This window comes from Actinophytocola sp. (assembly GCF_035634895.1).
Taxonomy (GTDB): domain Bacteria; phylum Actinomycetota; class Actinomycetes; order Mycobacteriales; family Pseudonocardiaceae; genus Actinophytocola.
This window is the reverse complement of the sequence record NZ_DASQCC010000053.1, coordinates 21,551-37,628: the sequence shown is the minus strand read 5'-3', so window position 1 is coordinate 37,628 and position 16,078 is coordinate 21,551. Positions and strand designations below refer to the sequence as shown.

The following is a 16,078-nucleotide window of genomic DNA, read 5'->3' as shown; positions in this document are numbered from 1 at the left end:
GGGAGTGAGAATGGCTAAGCAACTCGTCGCCCTCGTCACCGGTGCCACGAGCGGGATCGGCCTGTCGACCACCCGTGTCCTGGCCGAGCAGGGACACCGGGTCTTCATCTGCGCACGCACCGCCGACAAGGTCACCGAGACCGTCAAGTCCCTGCAGGCAGAGGGTTTCGACGTCGACGGGACCAGCTGCGACGTCCGTTCGCCCGACGACGTGCGCGCGTTCGTCCAGGCGGCCGTCGACCGCTACGGACCGGTCGACGTGCTGGTCAACAACGCCGGGCGCACCGGAGGCGGCGTCACCGCGGACGTCCCGGACGAGCTGTGGCACGACGTCATCGCCACGAACGTGACGAGCGTGTTCCTGATGACCAAGGAGGTGCTCAACGCCGGCGGCATGCGGCGGAAGAACCGTGGCCGGATCGTGAACATCGCCTCCACCGCGGGAAAGCAGGGCGTCGTGCTCGGCGTGCCGTACTCGGCGTCCAAGCACGCGGTGGTCGGCCTCACCAAGGCGCTCGGCAACGAGCTGGCGCCCACCGGGATCACCGTGAACGCGGTCTGCCCCGGCTATGTCGAGACGCCGATGGCGCAGGCGACCCGCCAGCGCTACGCCGCGGCCTACGAGACCACGGAGGACGCGATCCTGGAGAAGTTCCAGGCGAAGATCCCGCTGGGCCGGTACTCCACGCCGGAGGAGGTCGCGGGACTGGTCGGCTACCTGGTGTCCGACACGGCCGCGTCGATCACCTCGCAGGCACTCAACGTCTGCGGCGGGCTGGGCAACTTCTGATCCCGGAAAGGAGAAAGCCATGGTGCAGCAGGTAACCCGCGAGGTGGAGCACGAGATCACCGTGCGCGCCGACGCGGACACCATCTACCGTTTCCTGGCCGAGGTCGAGAACTGGCCCCGGCTGTTCCCGCCGACCGTTTACGTCGACCACGTCGAGCGCTCGGCGGACGAGGAGCGGATCCGCATCTGGGCCACGGCGAACGACGAGGCGAAGAACTGGACCTCGCGGCGCTGGCTCAACCCGAAGGCACGACGCATCGACTTCCGCCAGGAGGTGTCGCCGCCGCCGGTGGCCTCGATGGGTGGCGGCTGGGTGATCGAACCGCTGTCCGACAAGGAGAGCCGGGTGCGACTGCTGCACGACTACCGGGCCATCGACGACGACCCGGCGAGCCTGGCGTGGATCGACAAGGCGGTGGACACCAACAGCCGCAAGGAGCTCGGCGCGCTGAAGGAGAACGTCGAGACCGCCATCGTGACGGCGGACCTGCTGATGTCGTTCACCGACTCGGTCGAGGTGGCCGGCTCGGCCAAGGACGTCTACCAGTTCATCTACGAGGCCGACCGGTGGACCGAGCGGCTGCCGCACGTCTCCCGGGTCTCGATGCAGGAGGACACTCCCGGGTTGCAGATCCTGGAGATGGACACGAAGACCAAGGACGGCTCGACGCACACGACGAAGTCGGTCCGGGTCTGCTTCCCGCACCAGCGGATCGTCTACAAGCAGACCACGCTGCCGGCGCTGATGTCGCTGCACACCGGGTACTGGGAGCTGCGCGAGCACGAGAACGGGGTCACCGCGATCGCCGAGCACACGGTGATCATCAACACCCTGAACGTCGCCAGGGTCCTCGGCCCGAACGCGGACGTCGACCAGGCCAAGGAGTTCGTGCGCAACGCGCTCGGCAACAACAGCCGCGCGACCCTCAACCACGCCAAGGAGTACGCGGAGCGGCAGAGCTGATGGCGACGCGGGATTCCGACACCGAGGTGCTCGTGGTCGGCGCGGGTCCGGTCGGCCTGCTGCTGGCCGGGGAGCTGCGGCTGGGCGGCGTGCGGGTGACCGTGCTGGAGAGGCTGACCGAGCCGACCACCGAGTCGCGGGCATCCGCACTGCACGCCCGCACGATGGAGTTCTTCGACCAGCGCGGTCTGCTGGACGGCCTGCGCCTGCCGAACCTGCCGCACGGTCACTTCGGCGGAATCCCGCTCGACCTCACGCTCGACTCGAAGTATCCGGGCCAGTGGAAGATCCCGCAGACGGAGACCGAGAAGCTGCTCTGGCGATGGGCCACCGGCCTCGGCGCCGACGTCCGCCGCGGGCACGAGCTGGTCGGGCTCACCGAGGACGCGGACGGCGTCGCCGTCGAGGTGTCCACGGTGGACGGTGTGCGCCGGCTGCGCGCGCGGTACCTCGTCGGCTGCGACGGCGAGGAGAGCACGGTGCGTCGGCTGGCCGGGTTCGCCTTTCCCGACGCGGGCGTGACCCGGGAGCTGATCCGGGCGGACGTCACCGGGATCGAGATCCCCGACCGGCGGTTCGAACGGCATGCGCACGGGCTCGCCACCGCCTACCGCTACCCCGACGGCCTCACCCGGGTGATGGTGCACGAGTTCGGCAGCACCACCCGGCCGCGCTCCGCGCCGCCGGCGTTCGCCGAGCTGGTCGGGGCATGGGCCCGGATCACCGGCGAGGACATCGGTGGCGGCACGCCGGTGTGGATCAACGCGTTCGGCGACCGCCAGCGGCAGGTCGACCGGTACCGGCGGGGCCGGGTGCTGCTGGCTGGGGACGCCGCGCACCAGCAGATGCCCTCCGGCGGGCAGGCACTGAACCTCGGCCTGCAGGACGCGGCGAACCTGGGCTGGAAGCTGGCCGCCACGCTCCGCGGTGTGTCGCTCGTGGACAGTTACCACACCGAGCGGCACTCGGTCGGCGCTCGGGTGCTCGCCAACATCACCGCGCAGGCCTCGCTGCTGCTCGGTGAGCACGGCGTGGACCCGCTGCGTGCGGTCCTCGCCGAGCTGCTGGCCGACGAGCAGGCCAGGGCGCGGGTGGCCGGGATGATCAGCGGCCTGGACGTCCGGTACGACGTCGGCACGGGCGACCATCCGCTGCTCGGCGCCCGCCTGCCCTACCACCGGGCGGCCTTCTCGGCGCTACGCGACGGAAAGGGCGTGCTGGTCGACTTCACGGGTCGCCGCGGCGACGTGGCGGACCGGGTGCGAGTGGTGGCCGCGGACACCGACCCGGGTTTCGGCGCGGCACTGGTGCGTCCGGACGGTTACGTCGCCTGGGTGGACGGCACGCGGGCGGAGCTGGAGACCGCGCTGGACCGGTGGTTCGGCGCGACGACGCTGCACACAACGGGAGGACGACATGGGCAAGCTGGCTGACCGGACGGCGCTCGTCACCGGTTCGAGCCGCGGCATCGGCCGCGCGACGGCCGAGCGGCTGGCGCGGGAGGGCGCGCTCGTCGCGGTGCACTACGCGGTGAACGCCGACGCCGCCGAGGAGGTCGTCCGGGGCATCGAGGCCGAGGGCGGCCGGGCGTTCGCCGTCCGGTCGATGTTCGGCGAGCCCGGCGACGTGGACCGGCTGTTCGACGGCCTGGAGCGCGGGCTCAAGGAGCGGACGGGCTCGGCGGAGCTGAACATCCTGGTCAACAACGCGGGGATCAAGTCGGTGCAGGCGCCGGAGGAGGTGACGCCCGAGGTCTTCGACGAGGTCATCGCGGTGAACGCGAAGGCGCAGTTCTTCGTGCTCCAGCGGGCGCTCGGGCTGCTGCCGGACGGTGGGCGGGTCATCAACATCTCGTCCGGGATCACGCGGTTCGGCAACCCGCAGGAGGTCGTGTACGGGATGAGCAAGGGCGCGGTCGAACAGCTGACGTTCCACTTCGCCCGGCACCTGGGGCCGCGCGGCATCACGATCAACAGCGTGGTGCCCGGCGTGACGGACAACGGCACCACCCCGATCTTCGCCGACCCGGACATCGTGGCGCACATCGCGAACATGTCGGCGCTGAAGCGAGTCGGGCAGCCGGCCGACGTCGCGGACGTGGTGGCGTTCCTGGCCACGGACGACGCCCGCTGGATCACCGGCGCGGTACTGGACGCGAGCGGCGGCTCGCTGCTCGGCTGAACCGCGCCCATGCACGCCGTGGCCCCCGCGAAAGGATGATCATGCTGGAAGAACCCGTTCGCCTGGCCGTGATCATCGGCGGGGTCCAGGGCAGTCACTTCGCGCCGGTACTGGCCAACTGGTTCGCCGGTGAGGCCAAGCAGCGCACGGATGTCAGCCTCGACGTCATCGACCTCGCCGCCGAGAAACCCTTACCCCTGACCAGACCCGCGCGCTCTGAAGCGGTGGCCGAGGCACTCGCCGCCATCAGCCCGCGCCTGGCCGCGGCCGACGCGTTCGTCGTCGTGACGCCCGAGTACAACCACAGCTTCCCCGCACTGCTGAAGAACACCATCGACTGGCATCTCGCCGAATGGCGGGCCAAGCCGGTCGGTTTCGTGTGCTACGGCGGCAGGTCCGGCGGTCTGCGTGCCGTCGAACAGCTCCGCCAGGTCTTCTGCGAGCTGCACGCCGTGTCCATTCGCGACACCATCAGCTTCCACGGTGACGACACCTTCGACGAGCACGGCCGGCCCAGGGACCCACAGGGCTGCGACGCCGCCGCCGAGAAGATGCTCGACCAGCTCGTCTGGTGGGCCGTCGCCCTGCGCGACGCACGCGCCAGACACCCCTACAGCGCATAAGGACGAGCCGATGACCCTCCCGGTGCTCTTCGGCGCCAACGTCGACCCCTCGCACGCCGACCCCACCGCGCCGCTGCGTGCCGCCGAACGGATCGAGCGTGCCGGACTCGACCTCGTCACCATCCAGGACCACCCGTACCGCCCGGGCTTCTACGACACCTGGACCCTGCTCACCTACCTCGCCGCCCGCACCAACCGCGTCACGTTCGTGCCGACCGTCGCCAACCTCCCGCTGCGCCCGCCCGCCGTACTGGCGAAGTCGGCCGCGAGCCTCGACGTGCTCACCGGCGGCCGGCTCCGGCTCGGGCTCGGCGCGGGGGCGTTCTGGGACCAGATCGTCGCGATGGGCGGCCCACGCCGCGCCGGCCTGGACCGGATCCGCGCGCTGGACGAGGCGATCGACGTGATCCGCGCACTGTGGAGCGACGCGCGGTCGGTGCGTGCCGGCGGCGAGTTCTACCGCGTGCGGGACGTCGAGCCCGGTCCACGACCCGGCGGCGAGCTGGCCATCTGGCTGGGCGCGAACGGTCCGCGCATGCTCGACCTGCTGGGCGCCAAGGCGGATGGCTGGCAGCCGTCGCTGCTGCACCTGGGACTGGACGACCTGCCGGCGGCGTCCGCACGCGTCGACGCCGCGGCCGAACGGGCCGGCCGCGTCCCGGGGTCGATCCGCAAGGTCTACAACATCACCGGGCTCGTCGGTCCCGAGTCGCCGCGCCCGTTCCGGGGATCGGCCGCGCAGTGGGTCGACCAGCTCGCCGTGCTCGTCGGCAGACACGGCATGAACGGCTTCGTCTTCTGGCCGGAGTCCGACTTCGACCGCCAGGTCGAGCGGTTCGCCGCGGAGGTCGTCCCCGCCGCCCGCGCGGCGCTCACCTGAACCGGGCCAGGACAACGGAAAAGGCGCGTCCAGGACGTCGATGTCCCGGACGCGCCTTTCCCGTTGTTCAGCCGGCCGTGAGCCGTTCCAGTGCGGCGTGCCACCCGTCCAGTGTCCCGGCCGCACCCGTCGGCAGCAGCGGCACGACCTCACTTCGTCCACTGCGGACCGCGGGGTGCCGCCGGGCCAGCATGGACAGGCCCCTGCCCGGTCCGGCCTCGACCAACGTGAACTCCCCGCTGGCGAGCAGCCCGTCCAGAGCGGGCCAGAACAGCACCCGCTCGGCCAGCTGCCGCGCCCAGAACCGCGCGGTCACCGCCTCGCCGGGCTGCACCGGCCGCGCCGTCCGCGTCGACCAGATCGGGATCTCGGGCGGAGCGAGGCTGATCCCGACGAACCCGGACTCGAACAGCGTCGCCGCGTCGGCGACCGCGGGGCAGTGGAACGGCTGCCGCGAGCCCACCCGCCGGCTCTTGATTCCGTTGTCCAGCAACGCCTTCGTCATGATCGTCAGGCGCGGCTCCGGGCCGGCCAGCACGGTCTGGCGTGGCGCGTTGATCGCACCGACCCCCATCCCGTCCGACCGGGCGCCGGCGTCGAACCACGGCTCCAGCTCGGCCGCGGTCGCGGCGACGGCGAGCATCCCGCCAGGCGGCGCGGTCGCCATCGCCGCCTGGCGGGCCAACATGATCTGCGCGGCCGCGCGCGGGTCGAAGACCCCGGCCAGCGCGGCGGCCGCCAGCTCGCCGACGCTGTGCCCGAGCAGGACCGACGCGTGGATGCCGTGCGCGGCAAGGGCTCGGCCCAGCGCGTGACCGAGCGCGAACAGCAGCGGCTGCGCCCGCGACGCGTCGTCCAGTGGCACCACGGGCTCGTCGGCCAGCCAGTCCGCACGCAGCCGGCCGCCCTCGGTTCCCATGAGAGTGAAGAACTCGTCCATGGCCGCCGTGAAGCCGGCGTCGGCGCCGTACAGTTCCACGCCCATCCCGCGGTGCTGCGCGCCCTGGCCGGCGAGCAGCACCGCGATCCGTCGACTGGCCATCAGGCCGATGGGCGCCAGTGGTAGAAGCTCGTGGCGAGGGCGTCGATCGGCTTGCGCCACGTCTTCGGGTCGTACGGGTCGATCAGCTTGTTGAGCTTCGCGCTGACGTCGATGAACAGCGGGTGCGGCATGGCCTTCTGGATGGCCTCCTCCGCGTTGTGGTCGTCGTCGAACTGCTGCAGGTGGAAGTACAGGTCGTTGTAGACGAACAGCTCGCGGCGCCGGGTGCCCATGAGGTGGGGCATCTCGGTCTCGTCGAAGGCCTTGAAATGGCCGGCGACCTCGCCGGTGGTGGACGGGTCCATTCGGCCCACGATCAGCGTGGTGTACATGGGGAGAGCTCCTTGCTTTTCGTTGGCGACTTCGAATCGAGCTTCTCGACTCGCCGGAAAATAGTCAATGCGTGTTCGTCAGAGCTTCCGCATTGTTCTGTCAAACCGGTTTGCGGGCGACCCACGCGTACAGGAAGACGTTTTCCGAACCGGCCGGCACGGGCCCGTCCGGGCGCCAGTGCGGCATCTGCACCACCCCGGGCTCGACGAGCTCGAGCCCCGCGGCGAACCGTGCGACCTGCTCGGCGTCGCGCATGGCGACCGGCTCGCCCGCGTCCGCGGAGATGCGCTCCAGCTGTCCGGCGGTCTCGGGCGTGAAGTCCGCGGTGAACTGGGAGAACAGCACGTAGCTGCCGGGCGCCAGCCGCTCGACGTACTGCGCGACCATGCCGTACGGGTCGTGCTCGTCCCCGAACAGGTGCATCAGGCCGATGAGCATCAACGCCATCGGCCTGTCGAAGTCGAGCAGCTCCCGCAGCTCGGGCAGGCCGAGCGTGCGGCCGGGATCGCGGACGTCGGCCTGGATCGCGGCGGTGCCCGCCGGCAGCAGGGTCCTGGCGTGGTCGAGCAGGATCGGGTCGACGTCCAGGTAGGCCACCCGGGCGTCCGGCACGACCGTCCGCGCCACCTCGTGGGTGCTCGGCGAGGTGGGCAGTCCCGCCCCCAGGTCGAGGAACTGGTCCACGCCGGCCTCGGCGGCGAACCGCACCGCGCGCTGGAGGAAGGCCCGGTTGGCGCGGACGACGTCCCGGACGAACGGCATCGCGGCGATCAGCTCGTCGCCCACCTGGCGGTCGGCCGGGTAGTTGTCCGTGCCGCCGAGCATGTAGTCGTAGACCCGCGCGGAATGCGGAATATCGGTGTCGAGGGAGGTATTCATGCTGGTATTTCTACCGAGCGGGTTCGCCGTTTGTCCACGGCTACCACGATTTACGGTCGCTTGACAGATTTCTTGAAGAGCTCTGACGTGTGGGCGTGTTGAAATCTTTCACGGCGGTGCGCATTGTTGTATTCCGGTGAAAGGGGAACGATGTCCGAAAACGGTGATCCGGCGGCGGTGTTGATGCGCCTGCTGTGGGGGTACACGACCACGGGACTGGTCGTCGCCGCGATGCGGCTCGGGCTGCCCGACCAGCTGGCGGGCGGACCGGCGACCAGCGCCGCGCTGGCCGCGGCGACCGCCACCGACGAGCCGTCGCTGAACCGCCTCCTGCGCGCGCTGTCCAGCATCGGGCTGACCGACGAGGTCGAACCCGGCCGCTACCGCCTGACCCCGGCGGGCGCGTTGTTACAGACCAAGAGCCCGACCTACGCGGTCGCCCGGGTGAGCACCGACGAGACGGTCGTCGACGGCTGGCGCGACCTCGACTACAGCGTCCGGAGTGGACGGCCGGCGTTCGACCGGTCGTACGGCACCGACTTCTTCACCCACCTGACCCGCGACCCAGGACTCTCCGCGCTGTTCAACGCGTCCATGGGGGAGGGCACCCAGGACACCGCCGACGCGATCGCCAAGCACCACGACTTCTCCCGGTACCGCACCGTGGTCGACGTCGGCGGCGGCAACGGGACCCTCCTGGCGGCGATCCTCGACGCCGAACCCGCCCTGCGCGGCATCGTCCACGACAGCCCCGAGGGTGTCGCGGAGGCGAGGGACACCCTGCGCGCGGCCGGGGTGGCGGACCGCTGCGAGGTCCACGCCGGCGACTTCTTCGCCGCGGTGCCCGAGGGCGGTGACCTCTACCTGCTCAAGAACATCCTGCACGACTGGGACGACGAGCGGGCGACCCGGATCCTCGCCAACTGCCACCGCACCGGCGGCCGGGTGCTGCTCGTCGAGTCCGTGCTGCCCGCACGTGTCGACCCGGCGGGCCCGCCGGACGCCTACCTCATGGACATCAACATGCTCGTCAACTTCGGTGGCCGGGAACGCACCGAGGCCGAGTTCCACGCGCTGCTGACCGCCGCGGGCTTCGCGCCGGCCCCGGCGGTCCGCGTGGCCGGCCTGGACGAGCACCTCATCGAGGGGACCCCATGACCACACCCTCGGTCGGCTCCGTGCACGCCCGGCTGCTGGACTGCGTGCAGGCGAACCTCGCGGTGCTCGCCGACCACCACCATGCCGCCGGCGCGCACCTCAACCTCGGCGCGACACTCCGCTTCCGCTGGCGCATCGAGCCCGGTGGGCTGCCCACCGTTGAACCGAGCCTCGCCGAACACGTCGCGGCGGCGGAGGACCTGCTCGGCCTGGTGGTCCGGGACCGCGCCACGGTCACCGGCGCCGAGCTGGTGGAGGAGGTCCGGGGCGGCGACTTCGTCTACGTGATCGCCGACGCGTACGAGCTGCCCTGGGTCCCCTACTTCGGCCAGCGGCACATGGAGCACAGCTTCCTGCTCGGCGCGGACTTCACGGTCATCGACGCCTACGCCAACGAGACGCCGTGGGGCACCGCCACGCCGGGCCGCTGGAAGCTCTCCCGTGACCAGCTGGCCGTGAAGAAGGCCGAGGTGATCCACTTCGACCGGGCCGGCACGGGCCTGCCGCGCCCGGTGGTGTCCGTCGAGGACACCTGCTTCGACGGCTACCTCTCCGCCTACGAGTCCTGCCCGGACCGGCTGCGGGCACTGGACCGGCTGACCCTGGAGACCTGGCTGTTGGCCAGGTCCCGCAAGCTGCACGCCAGGTTCCGCGAGCACGACGGGTTCCCGCTGGACGCCGAGCAGCGCGCGCACCTGGACCAGTGGGACGCGCTCGTCGAGCAGACCTACCTGGCCTTCCGCCGCGTCTCCCGGGGGCGGGGCGAGCCGGCGAGCGTGGTGCGGCGCCTCGGCGACGTCGTCGAGGCCGACAAGAAGGTCTTCGGCGGGCTCGTGGCGGCCGGTCCGAAGCCGGAGACCGTCCACATCGGCGCGAGCGGCGACGAGCCACTGCGCCGGGCGGTCGCGTCGGTGGTGAGCGCGGTGCTCGGCGTGCCGGACACCCAGCTCCTCGACGGCACCGAGTTCGCCGCGCTGCCCCGGTTCAGCTCGTTCCGGCTGGTGGAGATCATCGAGCGGCTGGAGAGCGAGCTGGGCGTCGAGCTCGACCCGGCCGACCTCGTGCCCGAGAACCTCCGCAGCGTCGACCACCTCTGCCGGATCGCCGGGCGAAGGGGAAACCAGTGACACTGCTGCACGACCTGATCGACGCCGCCGCGCGGGACTGGCCCGACCGGCCGGCGGTCACCGGCGCGGGCACGACGCTCACGCACGCGCGGCTCGCGGCGGCCAGCAGGCGGGTCGCCCGGTGGCTGCACGACGCGGGCGTGCGCCGCGGTGAGCGGGTGGTGGCGGTGGCGCCGTCGAGCGTCCTCGCGCCGGCACTGCTCTACGGGGCGTCGCGGCTCGGCGCGGTCGTGTCGCTGCTGCACGAGCAGACGAACGAGCGCGCGCTGGAGCACGTGCTGGACGACTGCGTGCCGGCACTGGTGGTCACCGACGACCTCGCCGAACCCGCTCGCGCACGGCACATCCCGGTGGCGACGACGGCCGAGCTCACCGAGTGCGCACTGGCCTCTGGAGACCCCGGGGACGCCGGAGACGCCGAAGACGCCGGGGTCCCGTCCGGTCCGCTGACCGTCGACCCGGTGTTGTTGATCTACACCTCGGGCACGACGTCCATGCCCAAGGCCGTGGTCAGCACGCACCAGCAGGTCGTCTTCGCGGTGCACGCGATCCAGTCAGTGCTGCGTTACCGCGACTCCGACGTCGTGTACTGCCCGCTGCCGATGTCGTTCGACTACGGCATGTACCAGCTGTTCCTCGGCGCGGTCTCCGGTGCACACGTCTGGCTCGGCCGCCCGGCCGAGGTCGGCCCCGGCCTGCTGTCCAGTCTCGACAGTACGAAGGCGACGGTCCTGCCCGCCGTGCCCGCCGTCGCCGAGGCGCTGGGGCGGCTGCTGCGGCGGCGGCCGGGGGCGGTGACCGGGCTGCGCCTGCTGACCAACACCGGCGCCGCGATGCCGGCGCCCGTCCTGTCCGAGCTGCGGGCGGCGATCCCCGGACTGCGGGTGCAGCTGATGTTCGGCCTCACCGAGTGCAAGCGTGCCACGATCGCGCCGCCGGACGCCGACCTGGCGCGGCCGGGCACCTCGGGGCTGGCGCTGCCCGGGACCGAGGTGTTCGCCGTCGACGAGTCCGGCTGCCGCCTCGGCCCCGGCGAGACCGGCGAGATCACCGTCCGGGGGCCGAACGTGATGTCCGGGTACTGGCGCCAGCCCGTGCTGACCGCGCGCCGGTTCGTCCAGCGGGACGGGCTCTTCCCGGAGCTCCGCACCGGCGACCACGGGTGGCTGGACGAGGACGGCTACCTCTACTTCATCGGCCGCCGCGACGACCTGTACAAGGAGCGCGGGTTCCGGGTGAGCGCCACCGAGGTGGAGGCCGCCGCGCGCCGGCTGCCCGCCGTGAGCTCGGCCGTCGTGCTGCCACCCGCGCCGGACCGCCCGGCCGTGCTGGTGGCCGTCAGCGACGACCCACCCGACCGGATCCTGGCCGGTATGCGGCAGGAGATCGAGGAGTTCAAGATCCCGGGCCGCTGCCTGGTCGTCGACCGGCTTCCGTTGACCGGCAACGGGAAGGTCGACCGCACGGCGGTGGCCGCGATGCTCGTGGAGGCCGACGGTGGATGAGCCGGTGGAGACGCCCGCCTACGTGTACGACCTCGCCGAGGTCCGTGCCAACCACGCGAACCTGCGTGCGGCGCTGCCCGAACGCACGGGCCTGTACTACTCCCTCAAGGCCAACCCGCATCCCGTGCTGCTGTCCGAGCTGCGGGCGCTCGGCACGCGGGCCGAGGTGTGCTCGCCCGGTGAGCTGGACGCCGCACTGGCCGCGGGATGGCCGGCGGCGGAGGTGCTCTACACGGGTCCGGGCAAGCGCGCGGCCGACCTCGCGCGGGCGCTTCGGCTCGGGGTGCGGGAGTTCTCCTCGGACTCCGTCACCGGCCTCGACCAGCTCGACGCCGCGGCCGCGGCCGAGGGCGTCACCGTCCGGTGCCTGCTGCGGATCAACGACGACCAGCCGGCCCCGGGCCAGGGACTGACGATGACCGGGGTCGCGTCCCAGTTCGGCGCGGACTCCTCCTGGGTCCTCGAACAGCCGGCACGGTTCGCCGGCCGCGACCACGTCGCGGTGACCGGCCTGCACCTGTACATGGGCACGAACCTCGACACCGTCGAGGCGCTCACCGCACAGTTCCGCCGCTCGTCGCGTACCGCGGCACGGCTGACCGAGGTGCTGGGCCGCCACGGCGCCGACATCGGCGTCCTCGACCTCGGTGGCGGCTTCGGCGCCCCCTTCGCCAAGGCGGGCAAGGCATTCGAGCTGACCGGGCTCGCGGCCGAGCTGGCGCGGATGTTCGACGAGGAGGTCCCGGGCTGGCGCACGGGCACGCCGGAGATCGTCTTCGAGTCCGGCCGGTACCTCGTCGGCACCGCCGGGACGCTGCTGACCACCGTGCTCGACGTCAAGCGCTCACACGGGAAGGAGGTGGTGGTGCTGGACTCGGGGATCAACCACCTCGGCGGGATGTCCGGCCTGCGCCGGCTGCCGCCACTGGTGCCGCACCTGGTGTCCGAACGCGACGATGCGCTGGACGCGCTGGACGCGATGGTGACCGGTCCACTGTGTACTCCGCTGGACCTCTGGGCACGGTCGGCCCGGCTGCCGCACGTGCGGCCCGGCGACGTGCTGGCCGTGCCGAACGTCGGCGCCTACGGGCTCTACGCCAGCCTCGTCGCGTTCCTCGGGCATCCGCTCCCGGTCGAGGTGGTCGTCGACGGCGACGACCCGGACGCGCCGCCCCACCAGTCACGACTGCAACTCGCCCGGCTCACCGCAAAGGAATGACACATGGATGCCCGTTTCACCGCACTGCTGGCGCCGTTCCTGAAGTTCAGCGACGACAAGGAGATCACGCCCGAGTCGAACCTGCGCGAGCTGGGCCTTGACTCCATGCAGTCCATCGAGCTGCTGTTCGCCATCGAGGACACCTACGGGATCTCGCTGCCGGACGACGAGCTGAACGACGCGACGTTCGCGACGGCCGGGAGCCTGTGGGACGCCATCGCGGCACAGCTGCCGGGGGCACGCGCATGACCGCACTCGACCTCGCCGAGAAGGCCGACCAGGTCGCCCACGTCGCCGAGGAGCACGCCGCGCACACCGACCGGGACGCGGCGTTCCCGGTCGAGTCGCTGGCGGAGCTCCGCCGCACCAGGCTGCTCGGCCTGCTGGTGCCGGCCGAGTACGGCGGCCTCGGCGGCACGGTCTCGGACGTCATCGACCTCGGCATCCGGCTCGGCCGCGCCGACATGTCCGTCGCGATGATCTTCACGATGCACTGCCAGCAGGTCGAGGCCGTCGTGCGGTACGCGGCCGAACCCCTGCGCTCGGCCCTGCTCGGGCGGGTCGGGGAGGGCCGGGAGTACCTGGCCTCGGTCACCACCGAGGCGGGCAAGGGCGGCCACCTGCTCAGCGCGGAGTCGGCACTGCACGGCGACGGCACCCGGCTCGGCATCGACCGCTTCGCGCCGATCGTGACCGGCGGCCAGCACGCGGACGGGTTCCTGATCACCATGCGCAGCCAGGACGCCGACTCGCCCAACCAGGTGTCGCTGGTGTACGCGCACCGCGACCAGCTCGACGTCAGCGGCTCCGGGGACTGGCAGCCGATGGGGATGCGGGCCAGCCACAGCATTCCGCTGAAGCTGATCGGCAGCGTGCCCGCGCACCAGGTGGTCGGGAAGGACTTCAAGGAGATCTCGACGACCGTCTTCGCGCCCATGGCACACCTCGGCTGGTCGGCCGCGTGGCTGGGGACGGCCGCCGGCGCGTTGTCCCGGGTGCTCCGGCTGCTGCGCGGGCCGGACGAGCGCAGGCGGTTCGACGTCGGCTCCGAGCTGCTGCTGACGAGGCTGTCCCGGTCGCGGCAGCGCCTGGACACGGTGCACGCCCTGCTCCGCAGGACCGCCGACACGGTCCGCGACGCGCCGGACCTGTCGCTGCCGAACCACCAGCTCCTGCTCAACGCCCTGAAGATCACGGCCGCCGAGCAGTGCCACGCGGCGGTGAACGACCTCGTGGAGGCGGTCGGGCTGCGCCACGGCTACCTGAAGGACTCGCCGACCCGGCTGGAGCTGGCGCTGCGGGACCTGCGCTCCGCGAGCCTGAACTACAGCAACGACCGCCTGAACCTGGCAGACGGCCGGCTGGCGCTGCTCGACCCGGAGGTCCGCTTTGTCTAGCGTGACGGCGCGGGCCCCCGGACCGCACGGACTCCACGGATTGCATGAGCTGGACGAGCTGCCCGCCGGCGCGTCGGGCCGGGAGGTCTGGCGCGCGCTCGGCCGTGCCGGGTTGATCGAGCAGGTGTACCGGGACGGCGCGGTGCCGGCGGGCGTGGACGCGACCCGGCTCGGCAGGCTCCTCGCGGCGGTCGACGAGCGTTTCCCGGTCGGCACGACGCTGTCGGTGTGCGTACAGCTGGCGACGGTCCTGCCGGTCCTGGCGAGCGGCGCCGGCCCCGCGGCGTGGGCGCTGGCCCGCGGGGTCGGGGGAGAGGCGGTGACCGCGCTGGCGGCGACGGACGGCGGCACCGGGTCCGACCTGACGGCGCTGGCGACCGAGGTGCGGCTCGACGAAGCGGAGATCGAGGTGACCGGCGTCAAACGCTGGATCACGAACGCGACCGCGGCCGACGAGTTCCTGGTGCTCGCGCGGCACCGCCCGGGCCGGCACTTCACCAACTTCACGTGGGTGCTGGTGCCGGCCGCGGCGCCCGGGGTGACGGTGACCCCCGCGGACACGTCACTGTTCGCCGGCGCCGGCGTCGGCCACGTGCGGTTCGACCGGGTGCGGCTGGCCGGCCGGCACGTCGTCGGCCGGCGGGGGCGCGGGTTGCCGAGCTTCGCACGGCACATCGGGACCGAGCGGCTCGCTGGTGCGCTGTGGGCGGTGGCGCTGTGCCGCCGGACACTGGCGGCGACGCGACGGCGGCTCGCCGAACGGCCGCACGGCGACGGGGTGCTGTGGGACCTGGACGGGGTTCGCCAGCGGTTCGCCGGGTGCGTGGTCGACGTGCGGCAGCTGGACGCCCTGACGCGGGAGTTCGGCGACCGGATCACGCGAGGGCGGGACAGCGGCGCGGCGGCGCTGCTGAAGGCGGCGGTGGGGCGCACGGTGGACCGCGTGCTGGCCGAGTGCGCGCAGCTGCAGGGGGCGGACGGGTTCGGGTCCGGCGGCGCCCAGGCGCTGCGTGCGCAGGCGGCGGTCTTCGGCATCGGCGGGGGCGTGACGGAGGTCGTGCTGTCCGCGGTGGCGGACGACGCGCTGGCGTGGCTGGCCGACCTCGGCACGACGTCGCGATCATGACCGCGCTCAGTTGCTACACGGCGAACCTCGTCGAGTACCTGTCCTATGAGGACCCCGAGGTGCGGCCGCGCCTGGCGGAGGCGATCCGGCTGGCGGTGCGGGCCGACGAGCCCGGTGGCGCGCTGGCGTTCTCCCACCACGCGCGGATCGACGGGGGCACCCTCGGCTACCGAAGCGCGGAGTCCTGGGCGGACACCCGGGCCGAGCTGCTGGCCGCGGGTCGCGCGCTGGTGGTGACCGACACGGCGTACGTGCCGTGGTCGCCCTACCCGCCGGACGCCCACGGTCCACACTGGATTCTCGTGCTGGGCGGGGACGGCGAGCGGTGGCACGTGGTGGACCGGTTCGGCGCGCTGACCATGCACGGCCGGCAGCGGCCGCACGAGGGCCGGCTGACCGATGCGGAGCTGCGGCGGGCGATGACCCCGATGCCCGCCGCCCCGGCCGCGGTGACTAACCGGGACGCCCATGCGCTCGGTGAGCGGATATCACTTCCCCCGGCGGCACACTATCGTTGGCTGGCAAGGGTTTCCGCCGAGCCCCTGCCCGCGGTGGAGTGGCTGGACGGCGTGCCGGCCCTGCGCCGGATCGCCTCCCGGCTGCTCGCCAGTAAGACCGCCCTCGCCGAGCACGTTGACGACCTGTGGGCGGCGGCGGTGCACCAGCAGTTCCGTCTCGGTCTGGTGGGGGAGGCCCGGCCACTGGTGGAGGCGTGGACGAAGCTGCCGCGGTCGCTTCGGTTCGCCGTCGAGTCGGCGCGCCGGGGGCGGCCACGCCCGGACCTGGTGACGACGGCGTTCGACCGGGTGATCGCGGCGACCGAGGACCTGACCGCGCTGTCGAGGAGGTGATGG

At 72.2% G+C, this 16,078-nt stretch carries 17 protein-coding genes; 14 read left to right on the top strand and 3 right to left on the bottom strand.

The genetic code is table 11. The features are described from left to right. Positions 1-10 precede the first annotated feature (10 nt). The 6 genes from VET29_RS07680 to VET29_RS07655 are packed head-to-tail and all read left to right on the top strand — an operon-like array spanning position 11 to position 5,438. Positions 11-790 carry an SDR family NAD(P)-dependent oxidoreductase gene (locus tag VET29_RS07680; protein WP_324916613.1) on the top strand — a complete coding sequence of 260 codons (780 nt, stop codon included), beginning with the start codon at positions 11-13 and terminating at the stop codon, positions 788-790. A gap of 19 nt (positions 791-809) precedes the next feature. Further along, positions 810-1,754 (top strand): aromatase/cyclase, encoded by a 945-nt coding sequence (locus tag VET29_RS07675; RefSeq protein WP_324916610.1) that lies wholly within the window; start codon positions 810-812, stop codon positions 1,752-1,754. Beyond that, positions 1,754-3,187 (top strand): FAD-dependent monooxygenase, encoded by a 1,434-nt coding sequence (locus tag VET29_RS07670; protein WP_324916608.1) that lies wholly within the window; start codon positions 1,754-1,756, stop codon positions 3,185-3,187. Before VET29_RS07675 ends, VET29_RS07670 begins: the two co-directional genes overlap by 1 nt. Further along, on the top strand, positions 3,171-3,935 hold the full coding sequence (locus VET29_RS07665) for an SDR family oxidoreductase (RefSeq protein WP_324916605.1): 765 nt from the start codon (positions 3,171-3,173) through the stop codon (positions 3,933-3,935). The genes VET29_RS07670 and VET29_RS07665 overlap by 17 nt, the downstream gene beginning before the upstream one ends. Before the next feature lie 41 nt (positions 3,936-3,976). Further along, complete coding sequence (locus tag VET29_RS07660; RefSeq protein WP_324916601.1) at positions 3,977-4,558, top strand: NAD(P)H-dependent oxidoreductase; 582 nt, start codon at positions 3,977-3,979, stop codon at positions 4,556-4,558. A 10-nt stretch (positions 4,559-4,568) separates the two neighbouring features. After that, positions 4,569-5,438, top strand: coding sequence for an LLM class flavin-dependent oxidoreductase (locus VET29_RS07655; protein WP_324916598.1), 870 nt, complete (start codon positions 4,569-4,571; stop codon positions 5,436-5,438). Between the two features lie 67 nt (positions 5,439-5,505). Here VET29_RS07655 and VET29_RS07650 read toward each other — a convergent pair whose 3' ends face one another. The 3 genes from VET29_RS07650 to VET29_RS07640 form a co-directional block, all read right to left on the bottom strand. Beyond that, positions 5,506-6,480, bottom strand: coding sequence for an acyltransferase domain-containing protein (locus tag VET29_RS07650; protein WP_324916593.1), 975 nt, complete (start codon positions 6,478-6,480; stop codon positions 5,506-5,508). Next, positions 6,480-6,812: a TcmI family type II polyketide cyclase gene (locus tag VET29_RS07645; RefSeq protein ID WP_324916590.1), complete on the bottom strand. Its 333-nt coding sequence runs from the start codon at positions 6,810-6,812 to the stop codon at positions 6,480-6,482. The genes VET29_RS07650 and VET29_RS07645 overlap by 1 nt, the downstream gene beginning before the upstream one ends. A gap of 100 nt (positions 6,813-6,912) precedes the next feature. Then, positions 6,913-7,692: an SAM-dependent methyltransferase gene (locus VET29_RS07640; protein WP_324916587.1), complete on the bottom strand. Its 780-nt coding sequence runs from the start codon at positions 7,690-7,692 to the stop codon at positions 6,913-6,915. A 150-nt stretch (positions 7,693-7,842) separates the two neighbouring features. Here VET29_RS07640 and VET29_RS07635 point away from each other — a divergent pair, with 150 nt between their 5' ends. Genes VET29_RS07635 through VET29_RS07600 form a run of 8 tightly spaced genes read left to right on the top strand, consistent with a single transcriptional unit; the run spans position 7,843 to position 16,075 of the window. Continuing rightward, complete coding sequence (locus tag VET29_RS07635; protein WP_324916584.1) at positions 7,843-8,850, top strand: methyltransferase; 1,008 nt, start codon at positions 7,843-7,845, stop codon at positions 8,848-8,850. Then, positions 8,847-9,977 (top strand): acyl carrier protein, encoded by a 1,131-nt coding sequence (locus VET29_RS07630; RefSeq protein WP_324916581.1) that lies wholly within the window; start codon positions 8,847-8,849, stop codon positions 9,975-9,977. Before VET29_RS07635 ends, VET29_RS07630 begins: the two co-directional genes overlap by 4 nt. After that, entirely contained in the window at positions 9,974-11,482 is a 1,509-nt protein-coding gene (locus VET29_RS07625; RefSeq protein ID WP_324916578.1) for a class I adenylate-forming enzyme family protein, read from the top strand. Before VET29_RS07630 ends, VET29_RS07625 begins: the two co-directional genes overlap by 4 nt. Continuing rightward, on the top strand, positions 11,475-12,701 hold the full coding sequence (locus VET29_RS07620) for a type III PLP-dependent enzyme (RefSeq protein WP_324916575.1): 1,227 nt from the start codon (positions 11,475-11,477) through the stop codon (positions 12,699-12,701). Before VET29_RS07625 ends, VET29_RS07620 begins: the two co-directional genes overlap by 8 nt. 3 nt (positions 12,702-12,704) lie before the next feature. Next, positions 12,705-12,950, top strand: coding sequence for an acyl carrier protein (locus tag VET29_RS07615; RefSeq protein WP_324916572.1), 246 nt, complete (start codon positions 12,705-12,707; stop codon positions 12,948-12,950). Then, the gene (locus tag VET29_RS07610) at positions 12,947-14,098 is read left to right on the top strand and encodes an acyl-CoA dehydrogenase family protein (protein WP_324916569.1); all 1,152 of its coding nucleotides are present in this window, start codon (positions 12,947-12,949) and stop codon (positions 14,096-14,098) included. Before VET29_RS07615 ends, VET29_RS07610 begins: the two co-directional genes overlap by 4 nt. 40 nt (positions 14,099-14,138) lie before the next feature. Next, positions 14,139-15,224: an acyl-CoA dehydrogenase family protein gene (locus VET29_RS07605; protein WP_324916564.1), complete on the top strand. Its 1,086-nt coding sequence runs from the start codon at positions 14,139-14,141 to the stop codon at positions 15,222-15,224. Next, on the top strand, positions 15,221-16,075 hold the full coding sequence (locus tag VET29_RS07600; protein WP_324916561.1) for a hypothetical protein: 855 nt from the start codon (positions 15,221-15,223) through the stop codon (positions 16,073-16,075). The genes VET29_RS07605 and VET29_RS07600 overlap by 4 nt, the downstream gene beginning before the upstream one ends. Positions 16,076-16,078: the final 3 nt, after the last annotated feature.